Source organism: Serratia sp. K-E0102 (genome assembly GCF_029962625.1).
Lineage (GTDB): Bacteria > Pseudomonadota > Gammaproteobacteria > Enterobacterales > Enterobacteriaceae > Serratia > Serratia sarumanii.
Genome location: NZ_CP124754.1, coordinates 257,872 through 275,207, shown reverse-complemented (window position 1 = coordinate 275,207; position 17,336 = coordinate 257,872). Strand labels below are relative to the sequence as shown.

Here is a 17,336-nt window from a genome sequence, read left to right as displayed (position 1 = left end):
AAATATCTTCGTCTCTAAAACACCTTCGGTGTTGTAAGGTTAAGCCTCACGGATCATTAGTACTGGTTAGCTCAATGCATCGCTGCACTTACACACCCAGCCTATCAACGTCTTAGTCTTAAACGTTCCTTCAGGGGCCTTAAAGGCCCAGGGAAGACTCATCTTGAGGCAAGTTTCGCGCTTAGATGCTTTCAGCGCTTATCTTTTCCGCACTTAGCTACCGGGCAATGCCATTGGCATGACAACCCGAACACCAGTGGTGCGTTCACTCCGGTCCTCTCGTACTAGGAGCAACCCCTCTCAATCTTCCAACGCCCACGGCAGATAGGGACCGAACTGTCTCACGACGTTCTAAACCCAGCTCGCGTACCACTTTAAATGGCGAACAGCCATACCCTTGGGACCTACTTCAGCCCCAGGATGTGATGAGCCGACATCGAGGTGCCAAACACCGCCGTCGATATGAACTCTTGGGCGGTATCAGCCTGTTATCCCCGGAGTACCTTTTATCCGTTGAGCGATGGCCCTTCCATTCAGAACCACCGGATCACTAAGACCTACTTTCGTACCTGCTCGAGCCGTCACTCTCGCAGTCAAGCTAGCTTATGCCTTTGCACTAACCTCACGATGTCCGACCGTGATTAGCTAACCTTCGTGCTCCTCCGTTACTCTTTGGGAGGAGACCGCCCCAGTCAAACTACCCACCAGACACTGTCCTCACCCCAGATTATGGGGCCGAGTTAGAACATCAAACATTAAAGGGTGGTATTTCAAGGATGGCTCCACGCAGACTGGCGTCCACGCTTCAAAGCCTCCCACCTATCCTACACATCAAGGCTCAATGTTCAGTGTCAAGCTATAGTAAAGGTTCACGGGGTCTTTCCGTCTTGCCGCGGGTACACTGCATCTTCACAGCGAGTTCAATTTCACTGAGTCTCGGGTGGAGACAGCCTGGCCATCATTACGCCATTCGTGCAGGTCGGAACTTACCCGACAAGGAATTTCGCTACCTTAGGACCGTTATAGTTACGGCCGCCGTTTACTGGGGCTTCGATCAAGAGCTTCGCCTTGCGGCTGACCCCATCAATTAACCTTCCAGCACCGGGCAGGCGTCACACCGTATACGTCCACTTTCGTGTTTGCACAGTGCTGTGTTTTTATTAAACAGTTGCAGCCAGCTGGTATCTTCGACTGGCTTCAGCTCCATCCGCAAGGGACTTCACCTACATGCCAGCGTGCCTTCTCCCGAAGTTACGGCACCATTTTGCCTAGTTCCTTCACCCGAGTTCTCTCAAGCGCCTTGGTATTCTCTACCTGACCACCTGTGTCGGTTTGGGGTACGATTTAATGTTACCTGGAGCTTAGAGGATTTTCCTGGAAGCAGGGCATCAACTACTTCTGCACCGTAGTGCATCGTCATCACGCCTCAGGGTTAGTATGCAACCGGATTTACCAGGTCACACCCCCTACACGCTTAAACCGGGACAACCGTCGCCCGGCCAGCCTAGCCTTCTCCGTCCCCCCTTCGCAGTAACACCAAGTACAGGAATATTAACCTGTTTCCCATCGACTACGCTTTTCAGCCTCGCCTTAGGGGTCGACTCACCCTGCCCCGATTAACGTTGGACAGGAACCCTTGGTCTTCCGGCGAGCGGGCTTTTCACCCGCTTTATCGTTACTTATGTCAGCATTCGCACTTCTGATACCTCCAGCAACCCTCACAGGCCACCTTCAACGGCTTACAGAACGCTCCCCTACCCAACAACGCCTAAGCGTCGCTGCCGCAGCTTCGGTGCATGGTTTAGCCCCGTTACATCTTCCGCGCAGGCCGACTCGACCAGTGAGCTATTACGCTTTCTTTAAATGATGGCTGCTTCTAAGCCAACATCCTGGCTGTCTGTGCCTTCCCACATCGTTTCCCACTTAACCATGACTTTGGGACCTTAGCTGGCGGTCTGGGTTGTTTCCCTCTTCACGACGGACGTTAGCACCCGCCGTGTGTCTCCCGTGATAACATTCTTCGGTATTCGGAGTTTGCATCGGTTTGGTAAGCCGGGATGGCCCCCTAGCCGAAACAGTGCTCTACCCCCGAAGATGAGTTCACGAGGCGCTACCTAAATAGCTTTCGGGGAGAACCAGCTATCTCCCGGTTTGATTGGCCTTTCACCCCCAGCCACAAGTCATCCGCTAATTTTTCAACATTAGTCGGTTCGGTCCTCCAGTTAGTGTTACCCAACCTTCAACCTGCCCATGGCTAGATCACCGGGTTTCGGGTCTATACCTTGCAACTATTCGCCCAGTTAAGACTCGGTTTCCCTACGGCTCCCCTATACGGTTAACCTTGCTACAAAATATAAGTCGCTGACCCATTATACAAAAGGTACGCAGTCACACCACGAAGGTGCTCCCACTGCTTGTACGTACACGGTTTCAGGTTCTATTTCACTCCCCTCGCCGGGGTTCTTTTCGCCTTTCCCTCACGGTACTGGTTCACTATCGGTCAGTCAGGAGTATTTAGCCTTGGAGGATGGTCCCCCCATATTCAGACAGGATGTCACGTGTCCCGCCCTACTCATCGAACTCACGACCTGTGCATTTTAGTGTACGGGGCTATCACCCTTTGCTGCGCGACTTTCCAGACGCTTCCACTAACACACAAGCCGATTCAGGTTCTGGGCTCCTCCCCGTTCGCTCGCCGCTACTGGGGGAATCTCGGTTGATTTCTTTTCCTCGGGGTACTTAGATGTTTCAGTTCCCCCGGTTCGCCTCATGCCACTATGTATTCATGACATGATAGTGTGTCGAAACACACTGGGTTTCCCCATTCGGGTATCGCCGGTTATAACGGTTCATATCACCTTACCGACGCTTTTCGCAGATTAGCACGCCCTTCATCGCCTCTGACTGCCTAGGCATCCACCGTGTACGCTTAGTCACTTAACCTCACAACCCGAAGATGTTTCCATCGTTCAAGTTGCAAACATTTGAGAGACTCTATGACAGGTTACTCTTCATTCCAGCACTTCTACGGAGGAATGAATTTCAGCCGTCATGTTTCAATTTTCAGCTTGTTCCAGATTGTTAAAGAGCAAAATACTTCGCAGCATACTGTTTCCAATATACTCTGAAGTAGTGAAATACCGGACTATATGGTGGAGCTAAGCGGGATCGAACCGCTGACCTCCTGCGTGCAAGGCAGGCGCTCTCCCAGCTGAGCTATAGCCCCATACAGTCACGCGCAGTACCTTTTCCACTTCCGAGAAGTGGTAGGCCTGAGTGGACTTGAACCACCGACCTCACCCTTATCAGGGGTGCGCTCTAACCACCTGAGCTACAAGCCTATAAAGGTATTTCTGCTCGTTACTTTTTCATCAGACAATCTGTGTGAGCACGCCACTCGAAGCAATATCTTTAGGTAAGGAGGTGATCCAACCGCAGGTTCCCCTACGGTTACCTTGTTACGACTTCACCCCAGTCATGAATCACAAAGTGGTAAGCGCCCTCCCGAAGGTTAAGCTACCTACTTCTTTTGCAACCCACTCCCATGGTGTGACGGGCGGTGTGTACAAGGCCCGGGAACGTATTCACCGTAGCATTCTGATCTACGATTACTAGCGATTCCGACTTCATGGAGTCGAGTTGCAGACTCCAATCCGGACTACGACGTACTTTATGAGGTCCGCTTGCTCTCGCGAGGTCGCTTCTCTTTGTATACGCCATTGTAGCACGTGTGTAGCCCTACTCGTAAGGGCCATGATGACTTGACGTCATCCCCACCTTCCTCCAGTTTATCACTGGCAGTCTCCTTTGAGTTCCCGGCCGAACCGCTGGCAACAAAGGATAAGGGTTGCGCTCGTTGCGGGACTTAACCCAACATTTCACAACACGAGCTGACGACAGCCATGCAGCACCTGTCTCAGAGTTCCCGAAGGCACCAAAGCATCTCTGCTAAGTTCTCTGGATGTCAAGAGTAGGTAAGGTTCTTCGCGTTGCATCGAATTAAACCACATGCTCCACCGCTTGTGCGGGCCCCCGTCAATTCATTTGAGTTTTAACCTTGCGGCCGTACTCCCCAGGCGGTCGATTTAACGCGTTAGCTCCGGAAGCCACGCCTCAAGGGCACAACCTCCAAATCGACATCGTTTACAGCGTGGACTACCAGGGTATCTAATCCTGTTTGCTCCCCACGCTTTCGCACCTGAGCGTCAGTCTTCGTCCAGGGGGCCGCCTTCGCCACCGGTATTCCTCCAGATCTCTACGCATTTCACCGCTACACCTGGAATTCTACCCCCCTCTACGAGACTCTAGCTTGCCAGTTTCAAATGCAGTTCCCAGGTTGAGCCCGGGGATTTCACATCTGACTTAACAAACCGCCTGCGTGCGCTTTACGCCCAGTAATTCCGATTAACGCTTGCACCCTCCGTATTACCGCGGCTGCTGGCACGGAGTTAGCCGGTGCTTCTTCTGCGAGTAACGTCAATTGATGAGCGTATTAAGCTCACCACCTTCCTCCTCGCTGAAAGTGCTTTACAACCCGAAGGCCTTCTTCACACACGCGGCATGGCTGCATCAGGCTTGCGCCCATTGTGCAATATTCCCCACTGCTGCCTCCCGTAGGAGTCTGGACCGTGTCTCAGTTCCAGTGTGGCTGGTCATCCTCTCAGACCAGCTAGGGATCGTCGCCTAGGTGAGCCATTACCCCACCTACTAGCTAATCCCATCTGGGCACATCTGATGGCAAGAGGCCCGAAGGTCCCCCTCTTTGGTCTTGCGACGTTATGCGGTATTAGCTACCGTTTCCAGTAGTTATCCCCCTCCATCAGGCAGTTTCCCAGACATTACTCACCCGTCCGCCGCTCGTCACCCAGGGAGCAAGCTCCCCTGTGCTACCGCTCGACTTGCATGTGTTAAGCCTGCCGCCAGCGTTCAATCTGAGCCATGATCAAACTCTTCAATTAAAAGCTTGATGTGCTTCCACTCGAGAAGCGATGCTCAAAGATTTACTGCATGAATTTTACTTCAGTTAGTCACTCTTCAAGACTTGATATTTTTTGCATCCGAAGATGCTGGATATCGTCTTGTGGAGTGCCCACACAGATTGTCTGATAAATTGTTAAAGAGCAGTGAGTTAGGCGCTTTCGCTTGCTAACTCGAGGTGGCGTATATTACGCTTTCCTCTTTCAGAGTCAACCCTAATTTTCAGGATTTTTTCTCTGCGACCCCGGATACTCTGTGAAGTTGTTCACATGTTCCGTGTCGATGGAGGCGCATTATAGGGAGTTCCTCGCAGGCCGCAACAGGTATTTTCCGCAAAAACGATCGTTCGCTGCATTCCACAGCAAAACCCCGCCTTATACCTACTTGCACACAGTGTTATCCACAGATGCGATTTGCACGGAAAATTTACGAGCGCCACGCAAACGTTTTCGCTACAATTCCCCGCGACGAAACGATCCCCCTTTTTATGGGGGCGTTACCTGAATATGCGCCTGCCCCTCCCTTATAAGGCAAAAACCTTTCCTTATAGAGAGAACGAGGTGGACATTCACGTAACGCTCTTTAATTGCGACTCAAAGCCAAGGGATAAAACCATGCAACAACCTCGTCCAATCCGCCGGGCCCTGCTCAGCGTGTCTGACAAAGCCGGTATCGTTGAATTCGCCGAAGCGCTTTCCCAGCGCGGCGTTGAACTGCTCTCCACCGGCGGCACCGCTCGCCTGCTGGCAGACGCCGGTCTGCCCGTTACCGAAGTTTCCGACTACACCGGCTTCCCGGAGATGATGGACGGACGAGTAAAGACCCTGCACCCAAAAGTTCACGGCGGTATTCTCGGCCGCCGCGGGCAGGACGACGCCGTCATGACTCAGCATGACATCCAGCCTATCGACATGGTGGTCGTCAATCTGTACCCGTTCGCCCAAACCGTGGCGCGCCCGGATTGCTCGCTGGAAGACGCGGTCGAGAATATCGATATCGGCGGCCCGACCATGGTGCGCTCCGCCGCCAAGAACCATAAAGACGTCGCCATCGTGGTGAAGAGCAGCGACTACGCCGCCATTATTACCGAGATGGACAACAACGACGGTTCGCTGCGCTACGCCACCCGCTTCGATCTCGCCATCAAGGCCTTCGAACACACCGCCGCCTACGACAGCATGATCGCCAACTACTTCGGCGCGCTGGTGCCGGCGTACCACGGCGAGACCGAGCAGCCGTCCGGCCGCTTCCCGCGCACCCTGAACCTCAACTACATCAAGAAGCAGGATATGCGCTACGGTGAGAACAGCCACCAGCAGGCCGCCTTCTATATAGAAGAAGAGGTAAAGGAAGCGTCCGTCGCGACCGCCGAGCAGCTGCAGGGCAAGGCGCTGTCTTATAACAACATCGCCGATACCGACGCCGCGCTGGAATGCGTGAAAGAGTTCGCCGAGCCGGCCTGCGTGATCGTCAAACACGCCAACCCTTGCGGCGTGGCGATCGGCGACGACATCCTGGCCGCCTACGAGCGCGCTTACCAAACCGACCCGACCTCCGCCTTTGGCGGCATCATCGCCTTTAACCGCGAGCTGGATGCCGCCACCGCGCAGGCGATCATCAGCCGCCAGTTCGTGGAAGTGATCATCGCGCCAAACGTCACCCAGGAAGCGCGCTCCCTGCTGGCCGCCAAGCAGAACGTGCGCGTGCTGGCCTGCGGCCAGTGGCAGCAACGCGTGGCAGGGCTGGACTTCAAGCGCGTCAACGGCGGCCTGCTGGTGCAGGATCGCGATCTGGGCATGGTAACCGCCGCCGATCTGCGTGTGGTATCCGAGCGTCAGCCGACCGAACAGGAACTGCGCGACGCGCTGTTCTGCTGGAAAGTGGCCAAGTTCGTGAAATCCAACGCCATCGTCTATGCACGTGACAACATGACCATCGGCATAGGCGCCGGCCAGATGAGCCGCGTTTACTCCGCCAAGATCGCCGGCATCAAAGCGGGCGATGAAGGGCTGGAAGTGAAAGGGTCTGCCATGGCCTCCGACGCCTTCTTCCCGTTCCGCGACGGCATCGATGCCGCGGCGGCGGTCGGCATCACCTGCGTGATCCAGCCGGGCGGCTCTATCCGCGACGACGAAGTGATCGCCGCCGCCAACGAACACGGCATCGCCATGATCTTTACCGACATGCGTCACTTCCGCCATTAATTCCTTTTGCCGCGTGCGCTTCAGCGCACGCCATTCGTGGAGCCTCTGATGAACATTTTGATTATCGGCAACGGCGGGCGCGAGCACGCGCTGGCCTGGAAAGCCGCCCAGTCTCCGCTGGCGGACAAAGTCTACGTTGCGCCGGGCAATGCCGGCACCGCGCTGGAAGCCAATCTGGAAAACGTGGCGATCGCCGCCACCGACATCCCTGCCCTGGTCGCTTTCGCCCAGAGCCATGACATCGGTCTGACTATCGTCGGGCCGGAAGCGCCGCTGGTGATCGGCGTGGTCGATGCCTTCCAGGCCGCCGGTTTGAAAATCTTCGGCCCGTCACAGGCCGCCGCGCAGCTCGAAGGCTCCAAAGCCTTCACCAAGGATTTCCTGGCGCGCCACCGCATCCCGACCGCCGAATATGAAAACTTTACCGAGGTGGAGCCGGCGCTGGCCTATGTGCGCCGCAAAGGTGCACCGATCGTCATCAAGGCCGATGGCCTGGCGGCCGGTAAAGGCGTGATCGTCGCGATGACGCTGCAGGAAGCGGAAGAGGCGGTGCGAGACATGCTGGCCGGCAATGCCTTCGGCGACGCCGGTCATCGCATCGTGGTGGAAGAGTTCCTCGACGGCGAAGAAGCCAGCTTCATCGTGATGGTCGACGGCGAGAACGTGGTGCCAATGGCCACCAGCCAGGACCACAAACGCGTCGGCGACGGCGACACCGGCCCGAATACCGGCGGCATGGGGGCTTACTCCCCGGCGCCGGTCGTGACCGACGAAATCCACCGGCGCGCCATGGATCAGGTGATCTGGCCGACGGTGCGCGGCATGGCGGCGGAAGGCAACACCTACGTCGGCTTCCTGTACGCCGGCCTGATGATCGCCGCCGATGGCCAGCCGAAGGTGATCGAATTCAACTGTCGTTTTGGCGATCCCGAAACCCAGCCGATCATGCTGCGCCTGCGCTCCGATCTGGTGGAGCTGTGCCTGGCGGGTGCCGAAGGCCGCCTGAACGAGAAAAGCTCCGACTGGGACGAACGCCCTGCGCTCGGGGTGGTGCTGGCGGCCGGCGGTTATCCGGGCGACTATCGCAACGGCGAAGTGATCCAGGGATTGCCGCAGCAGGAAAGCGCCGACGGCAAGGTCTTCCACGCCGGTACACGCCTGCAGGGCGATGATGTCGTCACCAGCGGCGGCCGCGTGCTGTGCGTAACGGCGCTGGGCGACACCGTGGCGCAGGCGCAGCAACGCGCCTACCAGCTGGCGGAAGGCATTCAGTGGCCGGGCAGCTTCTGCCGCAAAGACATCGGTTATCGCGCGATTGCGCGCGGCAAGTGATTTGGCCGTCTAAGGTCATGATGGGAGGCTCCGCAGCGCGGGGCCTTTTTTACAGCTGGTCTTCTTTCGGTTCCCAGCTGCAGAAGTCGTCGTTCGCCACCAGCAGCAGTTCGCTGCCTTCGGGCGCTTCCAGCCAGGCGACGCTCACCGGCCGGCTACTGCTGCGGGCGCGTTTCTCGATCCAAACGATGGAGGCGGCATCCAGCCCCGGTTTCATGCGTTGGCCGTCGCAGGTTTGCACCTCGCCCTGCATCCAGCGCCCCTGCAGCAATTTCACCTTGCCGGCGCGCAGCGCATTGCTCACTTCAAGGATCCGCCGCGCCTGATATTGGTACAGAGCGATTTCATCGCTGGTCAACGGTTCGCGGCGTGTCGCCAACTGGCGCTGCATAAAGCTCACCGTGCCGTCGTCGGCAAAGCGCAGCTGAATGGAATCTCGATCGCCGTCGGCGTCGTTGCGTTTGATTTGGCGCAGCACGTCGCCCTGATAGGTGTACAGCGTGGTGATGGTACCCGGACCACGGTAAGGGCTGTAGACGCTGACCAACACCTGCGGACGATGTTGCTCATCGTCTTTACGCCACAGGCGTATCACACCCTGATCGGCCACGAAGCCGCTGGCGGTAAAGCTGGGGATATCGGAATGGAAACTGCAGGCACTCAGGCCGACGGCGATGCCAACGGCCATGAGCGCCCGACGAGCAAACAAAAGGGGCGCCATCGCCCCCCTGTTTATTCTTTTCACCGAGGCGCGGTCTTATTTAACAGCGTCTTTCAGTGCTTTGCCAGAAACGAACGCAGGCACGTTGGCTGCTGCGATTTTGATTTCTTTGCCAGTCTGTGGGTTGCGGCCAGTGCGCTCGCTACGATGGTTTACTTTGAAAGTACCGAAGCCAACCAATTGTACTGCATCACCTTCTTTCAGAGACTCAGTAATAGCAGCCAGGGTGGATTCCAGAGCCAGTTTAGCTTGTGCTTTGGAAAGGTCAGCCTTGTCCGCGATTACATCAATCAGTTGAGTCTTGTTCATAAGTTATCCTTACAGTGTGTTTATCGTTTGCAAAGCATCGAGTGCGACGGATATGCCGATTGACAGCACTCTCCTGCATACACGCACCGATAGCCACTTTTTTTACGCCCCCCAAATGTAGACCAGACAGGGTGCGGATGTGAAGCCTTAAGGCATGACAAATCAGGCGTTAAATCACGTTTTGTTGCCTTATTGCGCTAAATTTATCCCGATGTTGCTGACACCGGCCTCTCGCAGGTCGGATCGCAGCCCCTTGATCAGGTCTATATCGCGCTCTTCACAGGCGTCCAACAGGCGGAAAATTTCCCATTGAATGTCCCATTCTTCCTCTACCGCAGGCAAACTTTCCAACTCTTCGTCGGTCATTTCCTTACCGGCTTGGGTCATTTCCAACATCGCCACGGTGCGAATCGATGTTTCGCTGATGGCAATGGCGTGCTCCAGCGTCTCCCCGCCGAGCCGCGAATGGATCAGTTCCCCTAATGCGATACAGGCATCAATTGCCGGGTAAACGCCGTAAAGATCGTAATCTTCCGCCGACGGAATCGCCTCTTCCAACTTCTCGAGCTGGCTGTCGAAGTTGACCTTGGCGTCCTTCACCACCAGCGTTTCCCACACCAAATCCAGAATGCGGCGATAAACCGCCGGATCGCCGAACTCGGTCTGTTTGCAGAACATCTGGTAATTCGGGTACATACGCTCGCACAAACTGGCCATAAAGGTCAAATGTTGCCAGGCCTCGAGCCGTTCCAGACGTAAATGAATCGGGTTACGTAGCATGCTTTACTCTCTTACGCGTTATCTGCGGCGCAGTGTACCCGAAATCGCTCATGGCGACACCTCCGGATGCTGCTGCAACCAACGCTGAAACGCCGGACGGCGCGACGCGATGGCGTCGGCCCAGCGGGTCGGCTCCGGTAATCGGTAGCCCGCCATGCAGCGTTGCACCCACCCCAGCGCACTGTCGGCGCTCACGCGATGGCCGGTAGAGATGAACAGCGGGTTGCAACGCGCCTTGCTGCGCCACACCCAGCCCAGCGGTTCACCCTTATCTTCCAGCGGCGCCAGCGCGCCGACGGCGGCGTCCAGCGGCGCGAATTTGCCGCACAGGCGCTTCTTGGCCACGCCGATGGTCGGTACATCGACCAGCAGGCCGAAATGGCTGGCGACGCCGAGACGCCGCGGATGCGAAATGCCATGCCCATCGACGAAGATCAGCCCCGGTTTCTGCTGCAGCTGCCCCCAGGCGGCCAACAGCGCCGGGTATTCGCGAAACGACAGGAAGCCCGGGATGTAGGGCATGACGGTGGCGATGCGCGCCACCTGATACTCCACCAGTTCCAGCGACGGATAGCGCAGGATGGCGATGGCGGCGCGCGTCACCGCCCCTTCTTGCTCGAAGCCCACGTCGGCGCCGGCGATGAAGGCCGGCGGTTCGGCCGGCAGATCGTCGTAGCGAATGACTTCAGCCGCGCGCCGCAGCTGTTCGGCGCGCAGGGCCGCCATATCGGTCACATCGAATCCTTAACGGTGGTATTTCGCCGAGTGCGCGTGTACCGCCTCGACGAAGGCGCCGGCGTGCTCCGGCGGCACATCCTGATGGATGCCGTGGCCCAGGTTGAACACATGGCCGTTGCCGTGGCCGAAACCGGCCAGAATGGTCTCCACTTCTTCCGCGATGCGCGCCGGAGAGGCATACAGCATCGACGGATCCATATTGCCCTGCAGCGCCACTTTGTCGCCGACGCGCCGACGCGCGTCGGCGATGTCGGTGGTCCAATCCAGCCCCAGCGCATCGCAGCCGGTGGCGGCCATCGCCTCCAGCCACTGCCCGCCGCCTTTGGTGAACAGCGTCACCGGCACGCGGCGGCCGTCGTTTTCACGCAGCAGCCCGTCGACGATCTTGTGCATGTAGTGCAAAGAGAACTCGCGGTAGTCGCGCCCGGTCAGCACGCCGCCCCAGGTGTCGAACACCATCACCGACTGCGCGCCGGCTTTGATCTGGGCATTGAGATACAGGATCACGCTGTCCGCCAGCTTGTCCAGCAACAGATGCAGCGTGGCCGGTTCGGCATACATCATCTTCTTCAGCTTGGTGAAGGCTTTGCTGCTGCCGCCTTCGACCATATAAGTCGCCAGCGTCCACGGGCTGCCGGAGAAGCCGATCAGCGGCACTTCGCCCTTCAGCTCGCGGCGAATGGTGCGCACCGCGTTCATCACATAGCCCAGCTCCACTTCCGGATCGAACACCGGCAGCTTGTCGACGTCGGCGCGGCAGGTAACGGGAGAGCTGAAACGCGGGCCTTCGCCGGCTTCAAAGTACAGGCCGAGCCCCATGGCGTCGGGAATGGTGAGAATGTCGGAGAACAGGATGGCGGCGTCCAGCGCATAGCGGCGCAGCGGCTGCAGCGTGACCTCGCAGGCCAGCTCCGCGTTCTTGCACAGCGACATGAAATCACCGGCCTGGGCGCGGGTCGCCTTGTACTCCGGTAAATAACGACCGGCCTGGCGCATCATCCATACGGGGGTCACATCCACCGGCTGGCGCAACAGCGCGCGCAGGTAGCGATCGTTCTTCAACTCAGTCATTTATGGGGCTCCCTTAATAATCTGCCGGCCATTGTACATTATTCTGCCCGGCACAGCGCCACGGTGTCCTCAATCAACCGGCGCGCCACGGTACCGGGCGGCGGCAACAGCGGCAGCTGGTCGTAGCGATACCAGCCGGCGTTGAGCAGCTCCTTGGGATCGTGACGAATTTCCCCCTGATGGTAATCGGCCATAAAGGCCATCATCAGCGAGTGCGGGAACGGCCAGGGTTGTGAAGTGACGTAGCGCAGGTTCTTGATTTCGATATTGCTCTCTTCCATCACTTCGCGCGCTACCGCCTGCTCCAGCGTTTCGCCCACTTCGACGAAGCCGGCCAGCACCGTGTGGATACCGCCGCGATGGCGCACGTGTTGCGCCAGCAGGATCTGATCCTCGCGCCGAATGGCGACGATCACGCAGGGTGCAATCTGCGGATAGTAGCGCTCTTTGCAGTGGCCACACAGGCAGGCGCTCTCGCTGCGGCTGAGGTGCATCTCATGGCCGCAGTAGCCGCAATAGCGATGTGAACGGTAGAAATCCGCCAGCTGCACGCCGCGCCCGGCAAGCTGAAACAGACCGCGATCCAGATCCAACAGCTGACGCACCGAGCCCATCTCCCGCGGCATCGCCTGGCGCACCAGCCAAACCGGCGCCCCCGCCCACTCACCGATGGTGCGCGCCATACGGCCCTGCAGCCCGAGGGTGGCGGCCGTCCCCGACGGCAATTCACCGTTCGGTAACCAAAGTTTGCTTTCATGGCTGACGATCCACCAGCCGTTTTCATTGCCCGTTAATGCAAGTTCCATATCGTTGTTGCACAACCTCAGCTTCACTGGCACTCTACGAATCGGCTTTGTTACATTTTAATAACTTACCGGTTACTTTTATTACTTACACGGAGTCAAACATGCTCAACCGTTTGGAAAGGCTGACTCAGCGCGTTGGCGGTAGTAATGAATTAGTTGATCAATGGCTTCAGGCCCGCAAGCAGTTGCTGGTCGCCTACTGCACGCTGGTAGGCCTCAAACCGAATAAAGAAAAGCATACGCCGCTGAATGAAAAAGCGCTGGAGAACTTTTGCCACAACCTGGTGGATTACCTCTCCGCAGGGCATTTTCATATCTATGACAGAATTATCAAACAAGTGGAAGGCGCAGCCAGTCCGAAAATGTCGCTGGCGGTGAACATCTACCCCAAGCTGTGGGCCAATACCGAACAGATCATGGCGTTCCACGATCGCTATACCGAAGTGGATATCGATCAGGAGGTTTGTCTGGAATTCCACCAGGCCTTGTCGGATATCGGCGAAACGCTGGCGGCGCGCTTTGCGCTGGAAGATAAGCTGATCCTGCTGGAGGCGGAAGCCGCGCAGCAACCGCAGCCGGATCCGGCGCGTTAAAATTTTATAGTTTTTTTTCTTATCCCTCCTATACTGGGGGGCATCTTGTCGGAGTGCCTAGCGCCTGATTTGTTCATCGAATCAGCCAGGCTGAGACCGTTAATTCGGGATCCGCGGAACCTGATCGGGTTAATACCCGCGAAGGGAACAAGAGTAATCTATCGCCACAGGCACGGCCTTCCCCTTGCGGGCGCCCTGCCTTATCGGCCACCATCATTACTCCCTCCGAGCTCCAGACAAGCAACTTTCCCAACCCAACACACTGGTAGGAACTTGCTATGTCTAACGTTAATCCACCGCGCGCCCGTAAAGCGCAACGCGAAGCCGCCCAGCAGTTTATCGACACCCTGCAAGGCATGGCTTTCCCGAACTCACGCCGTATCTATCTGCAAGGCTCGCGCAGCGATATCCAGGTGCCGATGCGCGAAATTCAGCTCAGCCCGACCCTGCTCGGCGGCAGCAAAGACAATCCGCAGTATGAACCCAACGAGGCGATCCCGGTGTATGACACCGCCGGCCCGTACGGCGATCCGCAGGCCAAGCTCGACGTGCACGCCGGTCTCGCCAAACTGCGCGCCGGCTGGATTGACACGCGCGGCGATACCGCCACCCTCAGCGGCGCCAGCTCCGGCTTCACCCAACAGCGGCTGGCGGACGAGGGGCTGGATCACCTGCGCTTCGAACATCTGCCGCTGCCGCGCAAGGCGCTGCCGGGCAGGCGTGTGACCCAGCTGCACTATGCCCGCGCCGGTATCGTCACCCCGGAGATGGAGTTCATCGCCATCCGTGAAAACATGGGGCGCGAGCGCATTCGCGGCGAGGTGCTGCGCCACCAGCACCCGGGCCAAAGCTGGGGCGCCAACCTGCCGGACAACATCACGCCGGAGTTCGTGCGCCATGAAGTGGCCGCCGGCCGCGCCATCATTCCCGCCAACATCAATCACCCGGAGGCGGAGCCGATGATCATCGGCCGCAATTTCCTGGTGAAGGTGAACGCCAATATCGGCAACTCGGCGGTCACGTCGTCGATCGAAGAAGAGGTGGAGAAGCTGGTGTGGTCCACCCGCTGGGGCGCGGACACCGTGATGGATCTCTCTACCGGCCGCTATATTCACGAAACCCGCGAGTGGATCCTGCGCAACAGCCCGGTGCCCATCGGCACCGTGCCGATCTACCAGGCGCTGGAGAAGGTCAACGGCGTGGCGGAAAACCTCACCTGGGAGATGTTCCGCGATACGCTGCTGGAACAGGCGGAGCAAGGGGTCGACTACTTCACCATCCACGCCGGCGTGCTGCTGCGCTACGTGCCAATGACCGCCAAACGCCTGACCGGCATCGTGTCGCGCGGCGGCTCGATCATGGCCAAATGGTGTCTGTCGCACCATCAGGAAAACTTCCTCTATCAGCATTTCCGTGAAATCTGTGAGATCTGCGCCGCCTACGACGTTTCGCTGTCGCTCGGCGACGGCCTGCGCCCCGGCTCGATTCAGGACGCCAACGACGAAGCCCAGTTCGCCGAGCTGCATACGCTGGGCGAGCTGACCAAAATCGCCTGGGAATACGACGTGCAGGTGATGATCGAAGGCCCGGGCCACGTGCCGATGCAGATGATCCGCCGCAACATGACCGAAGAGCTGGAACACTGCCACGAAGCGCCGTTCTACACCCTCGGCCCGCTGACCACCGATATCGCCCCGGGCTATGACCATTTCACCTCCGGCATCGGCGCGGCAATGATCGGCTGGTTCGGCTGCGCCATGTTGTGTTACGTCACGCCGAAAGAACACCTCGGCCTGCCGAACAAAGAGGACGTCAAGCAGGGCCTGATCACCTACAAGATCGCCGCTCACGCCGCCGATCTGGCCAAAGGCCATCCGGGTGCGCAGATCCGCGATAACGCCATGTCCAAGGCGCGTTTCGAATTCCGCTGGGAAGATCAGTTCAATCTGGCGCTCGATCCGGCCACCGCCCGCGCCTATCACGACGAAACCCTGCCGCAGGAGTCCGGCAAGGTCGCCCACTTCTGCTCGATGTGCGGGCCGAAATTCTGCTCGATGAAAATTTCGCAGGAGGTGCGCGACTACGCCGCCGCCCAGGAGGCCGCCAAGCCGATCGAAGTGCAGCTGACCGGCATGGAGAAAATGTCCGCCGAGTTCCGCGCCCGCGGCAGCGAGCTGTATCACAGCGCCGGCACCCTGCAAGAGGAGACAAGCAATGACTGATATCACGACCCCCTTCCCGGCTACGCCCCACAAACTGGGGCTTTACCCGGTCGTCGACAGCGTGGAATGGATCGCTCGCCTGCTGGAGGCCGGCGTCACCACCATCCAGCTGCGCATCAAGGATCTGCCTGACGAGCAGGTCGAAGCGGATATCGCCGCCGCCATCGCGCTGGGCCAGCGTTATCAGGCGCGGCTGTTCATCAACGACTACTGGCGGCTGGCGATCAAGCACGGCGCTTACGGCGTGCATCTGGGCCAGGAGGATCTCGATACTACCGATCTGGCGGCCATTCACCGCGCCGGGCTGCGGCTGGGCGTGTCCACCCATGACGACGCGGAGCTGGCGCGCGCGCTGGCGGTGAAACCTTCCTACATCGCGCTGGGGCACATCTTCCCCACCCAAACCAAAGACATGCCTTCGGCGCCGCAGGGGCTGGCGGAGTTGAAACGCCACATCGCCGGCCTGGCGGATTACCCGACGGTGGCGATCGGCGGGATCAGCATCGATCGCGTACCGGCAGTGCTGGCGTGCGGCGTCGGCAGCGTGGCGGTGGTCAGCGCCATCACCCAAGCGCCGGACTGGCGCGCGGCGACGGCCGAGCTATTGCGGCTGATCGAAGGCGAGGATCCGAACGATGCTTAACGATCAGGAATTCCTGCGCTACAGCCGCCAGCTGCTGCTGGAGGACGTCGGCCCGGAAGGCCAGGAGAAACTCAAGCGCGCCACGGTGCTGATCGTCGGTTTGGGCGGGCTCGGTTCCCCGGCTTCGCTGTATCTGGCCGCCGCCGGCGTCGGCACGCTGCTGCTGGCCGACGACGACCAGCTGCATGTCACCAACCTGCAGCGGCAAATCCTCTACCGCAGCGCCGATACCGCCACCGGCAAGGCGGCGCTGGCGCAACGCCACCTGCAGGCGCTGAACCCGTTGGTGGAATCCATCCCGCTGGCGCAGCGGCTGCAGGGGCAAGCGCTGCGCGACGCGGTCGCCCGCGCCGATCTGGTGCTGGACTGCTGCGACAATATGGCGACCCGTCATGAGGTCAATGCCGCCTGCATCGCCGCCGTCAAGCCGCTGATCAGCGGCAGCGCGGTCGGCTTCAGCGGCCAGCTGCTGGTGCTCGAGCCGCCCTATGCGCACGGCTGCTACGCCTGCCTGTACCCGGAGCAGGAAGAGCCGCAGCGCAACTGCCGCACCGCCGGGGTGCTCGGCCCGGTGGTGGGCGTGATCGGCACTCTGCAAGCGCTGGAAGCCATCAAGATGCTGGCCGGTATGCCTTCCTCCCTCAACGGCAAGCTGCGGCTGTTCGACGGCAAGCAGCAGAGCTGGAGCACGCTGCAACTGAGCCAGGCCCGCGCCTGCCCGGTATGCGGAGGCGCGGCATGAAGATCCGTCTGAACGACCAACCGCTGGAGCTGGCGCAGCCGCTCAGCGTCGCCGCCCTGCTGACCCAGCTGGAACGCCACCAGCCGGGCACCGCGCTGGCGATCAACCAAACCATCATCCCGCGCGCCGACTGGGCCGACCATCAGGTGCAGGACGGTGACGACATTTTGCTGTTTCAAGCGATCGCCGGAGGCTGAC

At 58.9% G+C, this 17,336-nt stretch carries 13 protein-coding genes, 2 tRNA genes, 2 rRNA genes and 1 riboswitch; of the genes, 7 read left to right on the top strand and 10 right to left on the bottom strand.

What is annotated here, in order from left to right:
• Nucleotides 1–35 precede the first annotated feature (35 nt).
• The 4 genes from SSARUM2_RS01250 to SSARUM2_RS01235 form a co-directional block, all read right to left on the bottom strand.
• Nucleotides 36–2,943: ribosomal RNA gene (locus SSARUM2_RS01250) — 23S ribosomal RNA — on the bottom strand.
• 207 nt (nt 2,944–3,150) lie between these two features.
• Nucleotides 3,151–3,226: transfer RNA gene (locus SSARUM2_RS01245), tRNA-Ala, on the bottom strand.
• A 38-nt stretch (nt 3,227–3,264) separates the two neighbouring features.
• Nucleotides 3,265–3,341, bottom strand: a tRNA-Ile gene (locus SSARUM2_RS01240).
• Between the two features lie 75 nt (nt 3,342–3,416).
• Nucleotides 3,417–4,958: ribosomal RNA gene (locus SSARUM2_RS01235) — 16S ribosomal RNA — on the bottom strand.
• Together the 16S and 23S rRNA genes with 2 tRNA genes alongside form the textbook arrangement of a ribosomal RNA operon.
• 633 nt (nt 4,959–5,591) lie before the next feature.
• On the opposite strand from SSARUM2_RS01235, the gene purH reads away from it, so the two are divergent.
• Together purH and purD are read left to right on the top strand one after the other, a co-directional pair.
• Nucleotides 5,592–7,181 (top strand): bifunctional phosphoribosylaminoimidazolecarboxamide formyltransferase/IMP cyclohydrolase, encoded by a 1,590-nt coding sequence (purH, locus tag SSARUM2_RS01230; protein WP_049234649.1) that lies wholly within the window; start codon nt 5,592–5,594, stop codon nt 7,179–7,181.
• A 48-nt stretch (nt 7,182–7,229) separates the two neighbouring features.
• Complete coding sequence (purD, locus tag SSARUM2_RS01225; protein ID WP_033636738.1) at nt 7,230–8,513, top strand: phosphoribosylamine--glycine ligase; 1,284 nt, start codon at nt 7,230–7,232, stop codon at nt 8,511–8,513.
• Between the two features lie 49 nt (nt 8,514–8,562).
• On the opposite strand, the gene SSARUM2_RS01220 is transcribed toward purD, so the two are convergent.
• The 6 genes from SSARUM2_RS01220 to nudC all read right to left on the bottom strand — a co-directional run bounded on the left by SSARUM2_RS01220 (nt 8,563) and on the right by nudC (nt 12,938).
• Nucleotides 8,563–9,234 (bottom strand): DUF1481 domain-containing protein, encoded by a 672-nt coding sequence (locus SSARUM2_RS01220; protein ID WP_079656126.1) that lies wholly within the window; start codon nt 9,232–9,234, stop codon nt 8,563–8,565.
• A 36-nt stretch (nt 9,235–9,270) separates the two neighbouring features.
• Complete coding sequence (hupA, locus tag SSARUM2_RS01215; RefSeq protein WP_004929874.1) at nt 9,271–9,543, bottom strand: nucleoid-associated protein HU-alpha; 273 nt, start codon at nt 9,541–9,543, stop codon at nt 9,271–9,273.
• Nucleotides 9,544–9,732: 189 nt separating this feature from the next.
• Entirely contained in the window at nt 9,733–10,323 is a 591-nt protein-coding gene (locus SSARUM2_RS01210) for a YjaG family protein (RefSeq protein ID WP_025160203.1), read from the bottom strand.
• 48 nt (nt 10,324–10,371) lie between these two features.
• Nucleotides 10,372–11,058 carry a deoxyribonuclease V gene (nfi, locus tag SSARUM2_RS01205; protein WP_060439654.1) on the bottom strand — a complete coding sequence of 229 codons (687 nt, stop codon included), beginning with the start codon at nt 11,056–11,058 and terminating at the stop codon, nt 10,372–10,374.
• Between the two features lie 9 nt (nt 11,059–11,067).
• Nucleotides 11,068–12,132: a uroporphyrinogen decarboxylase gene (gene hemE, locus SSARUM2_RS01200; RefSeq protein WP_033636735.1), complete on the bottom strand. Its 1,065-nt coding sequence runs from the start codon at nt 12,130–12,132 to the stop codon at nt 11,068–11,070.
• A gap of 38 nt (nt 12,133–12,170) precedes the next feature.
• Entirely contained in the window at nt 12,171–12,938 is a 768-nt protein-coding gene (gene nudC / locus SSARUM2_RS01195) for an NAD(+) diphosphatase (protein ID WP_033638644.1), read from the bottom strand.
• 101 nt (nt 12,939–13,039) lie between these two features.
• Between nudC and SSARUM2_RS01190 the strand changes: the two genes are divergently transcribed.
• From SSARUM2_RS01190 to thiS, 5 genes are all read left to right on the top strand, one after another.
• A complete protein-coding gene (locus tag SSARUM2_RS01190; RefSeq protein ID WP_033636734.1) occupies nt 13,040–13,531 on the top strand; it encodes an Rsd/AlgQ family anti-sigma factor in 492 nt (163 codons plus the stop codon).
• A 39-nt stretch (nt 13,532–13,570) separates the two neighbouring features.
• Nucleotides 13,571–13,695: riboswitch (TPP riboswitch) on the top strand.
• A gap of 114 nt (nt 13,696–13,809) precedes the next feature.
• A complete protein-coding gene (gene thiC, locus SSARUM2_RS01185) occupies nt 13,810–15,753 on the top strand; it encodes a phosphomethylpyrimidine synthase ThiC (RefSeq protein WP_060439656.1) in 1,944 nt (647 codons plus the stop codon).
• A complete protein-coding gene (gene thiE / locus SSARUM2_RS01180) occupies nt 15,746–16,396 on the top strand; it encodes a thiamine phosphate synthase (protein WP_033655322.1) in 651 nt (216 codons plus the stop codon). The genes thiC and thiE overlap by 8 nt, the downstream gene beginning before the upstream one ends.
• Complete coding sequence (locus SSARUM2_RS01175; protein WP_060439660.1) at nt 16,389–17,138, top strand: HesA/MoeB/ThiF family protein; 750 nt, start codon at nt 16,389–16,391, stop codon at nt 17,136–17,138. Before thiE ends, SSARUM2_RS01175 begins: the two co-directional genes overlap by 8 nt.
• Nucleotides 17,135–17,335, top strand: a complete 201-nt coding sequence (gene thiS / locus SSARUM2_RS01170) for a sulfur carrier protein ThiS (RefSeq protein WP_016929423.1) — start codon at nt 17,135–17,137, stop codon at nt 17,333–17,335. The genes SSARUM2_RS01175 and thiS overlap by 4 nt, the downstream gene beginning before the upstream one ends.
• Nucleotide 17,336 lies beyond the last annotated feature (1 nt).

Coding starts and splice junctions, on each gene's coding strand:
- purH (WP_049234649.1), top strand. CDS start 5,592: ATGCAACAACCTCGTCCAATCCGCCGGGCCCTGCTCAGCGTGTCTGAC.
- purD (WP_033636738.1), top strand. CDS start 7,230: ATGAACATTTTGATTATCGGCAACGGCGGGCGCGAGCACGCGCTGGCC.
- SSARUM2_RS01220 (WP_079656126.1), bottom strand. CDS start 9,234: ATGGCGCCCCTTTTGTTTGCTCGTCGGGCGCTCATGGCCGTTGGCATC.
- hupA (WP_004929874.1), bottom strand. CDS start 9,543: ATGAACAAGACTCAACTGATTGATGTAATCGCGGACAAGGCTGACCTT.
- SSARUM2_RS01210 (WP_025160203.1), bottom strand. CDS start 10,323: ATGCTACGTAACCCGATTCATTTACGTCTGGAACGGCTCGAGGCCTGG.
- hemE (WP_033636735.1), bottom strand. CDS start 12,132: ATGACTGAGTTGAAGAACGATCGCTACCTGCGCGCGCTGTTGCGCCAG.
- nudC (WP_033638644.1), bottom strand. CDS start 12,938: ATGGAACTTGCATTAACGGGCAATGAAAACGGCTGGTGGATCGTCAGC.
- SSARUM2_RS01190 (WP_033636734.1), top strand. CDS start 13,040: ATGCTCAACCGTTTGGAAAGGCTGACTCAGCGCGTTGGCGGTAGTAAT.
- thiC (WP_060439656.1), top strand. CDS start 13,810: ATGTCTAACGTTAATCCACCGCGCGCCCGTAAAGCGCAACGCGAAGCC.
- thiE (WP_033655322.1), top strand. CDS start 15,746: ATGACTGATATCACGACCCCCTTCCCGGCTACGCCCCACAAACTGGGG.
- SSARUM2_RS01175 (WP_060439660.1), top strand. CDS start 16,389: ATGCTTAACGATCAGGAATTCCTGCGCTACAGCCGCCAGCTGCTGCTG.
- thiS (WP_016929423.1), top strand. CDS start 17,135: ATGAAGATCCGTCTGAACGACCAACCGCTGGAGCTGGCGCAGCCGCTC.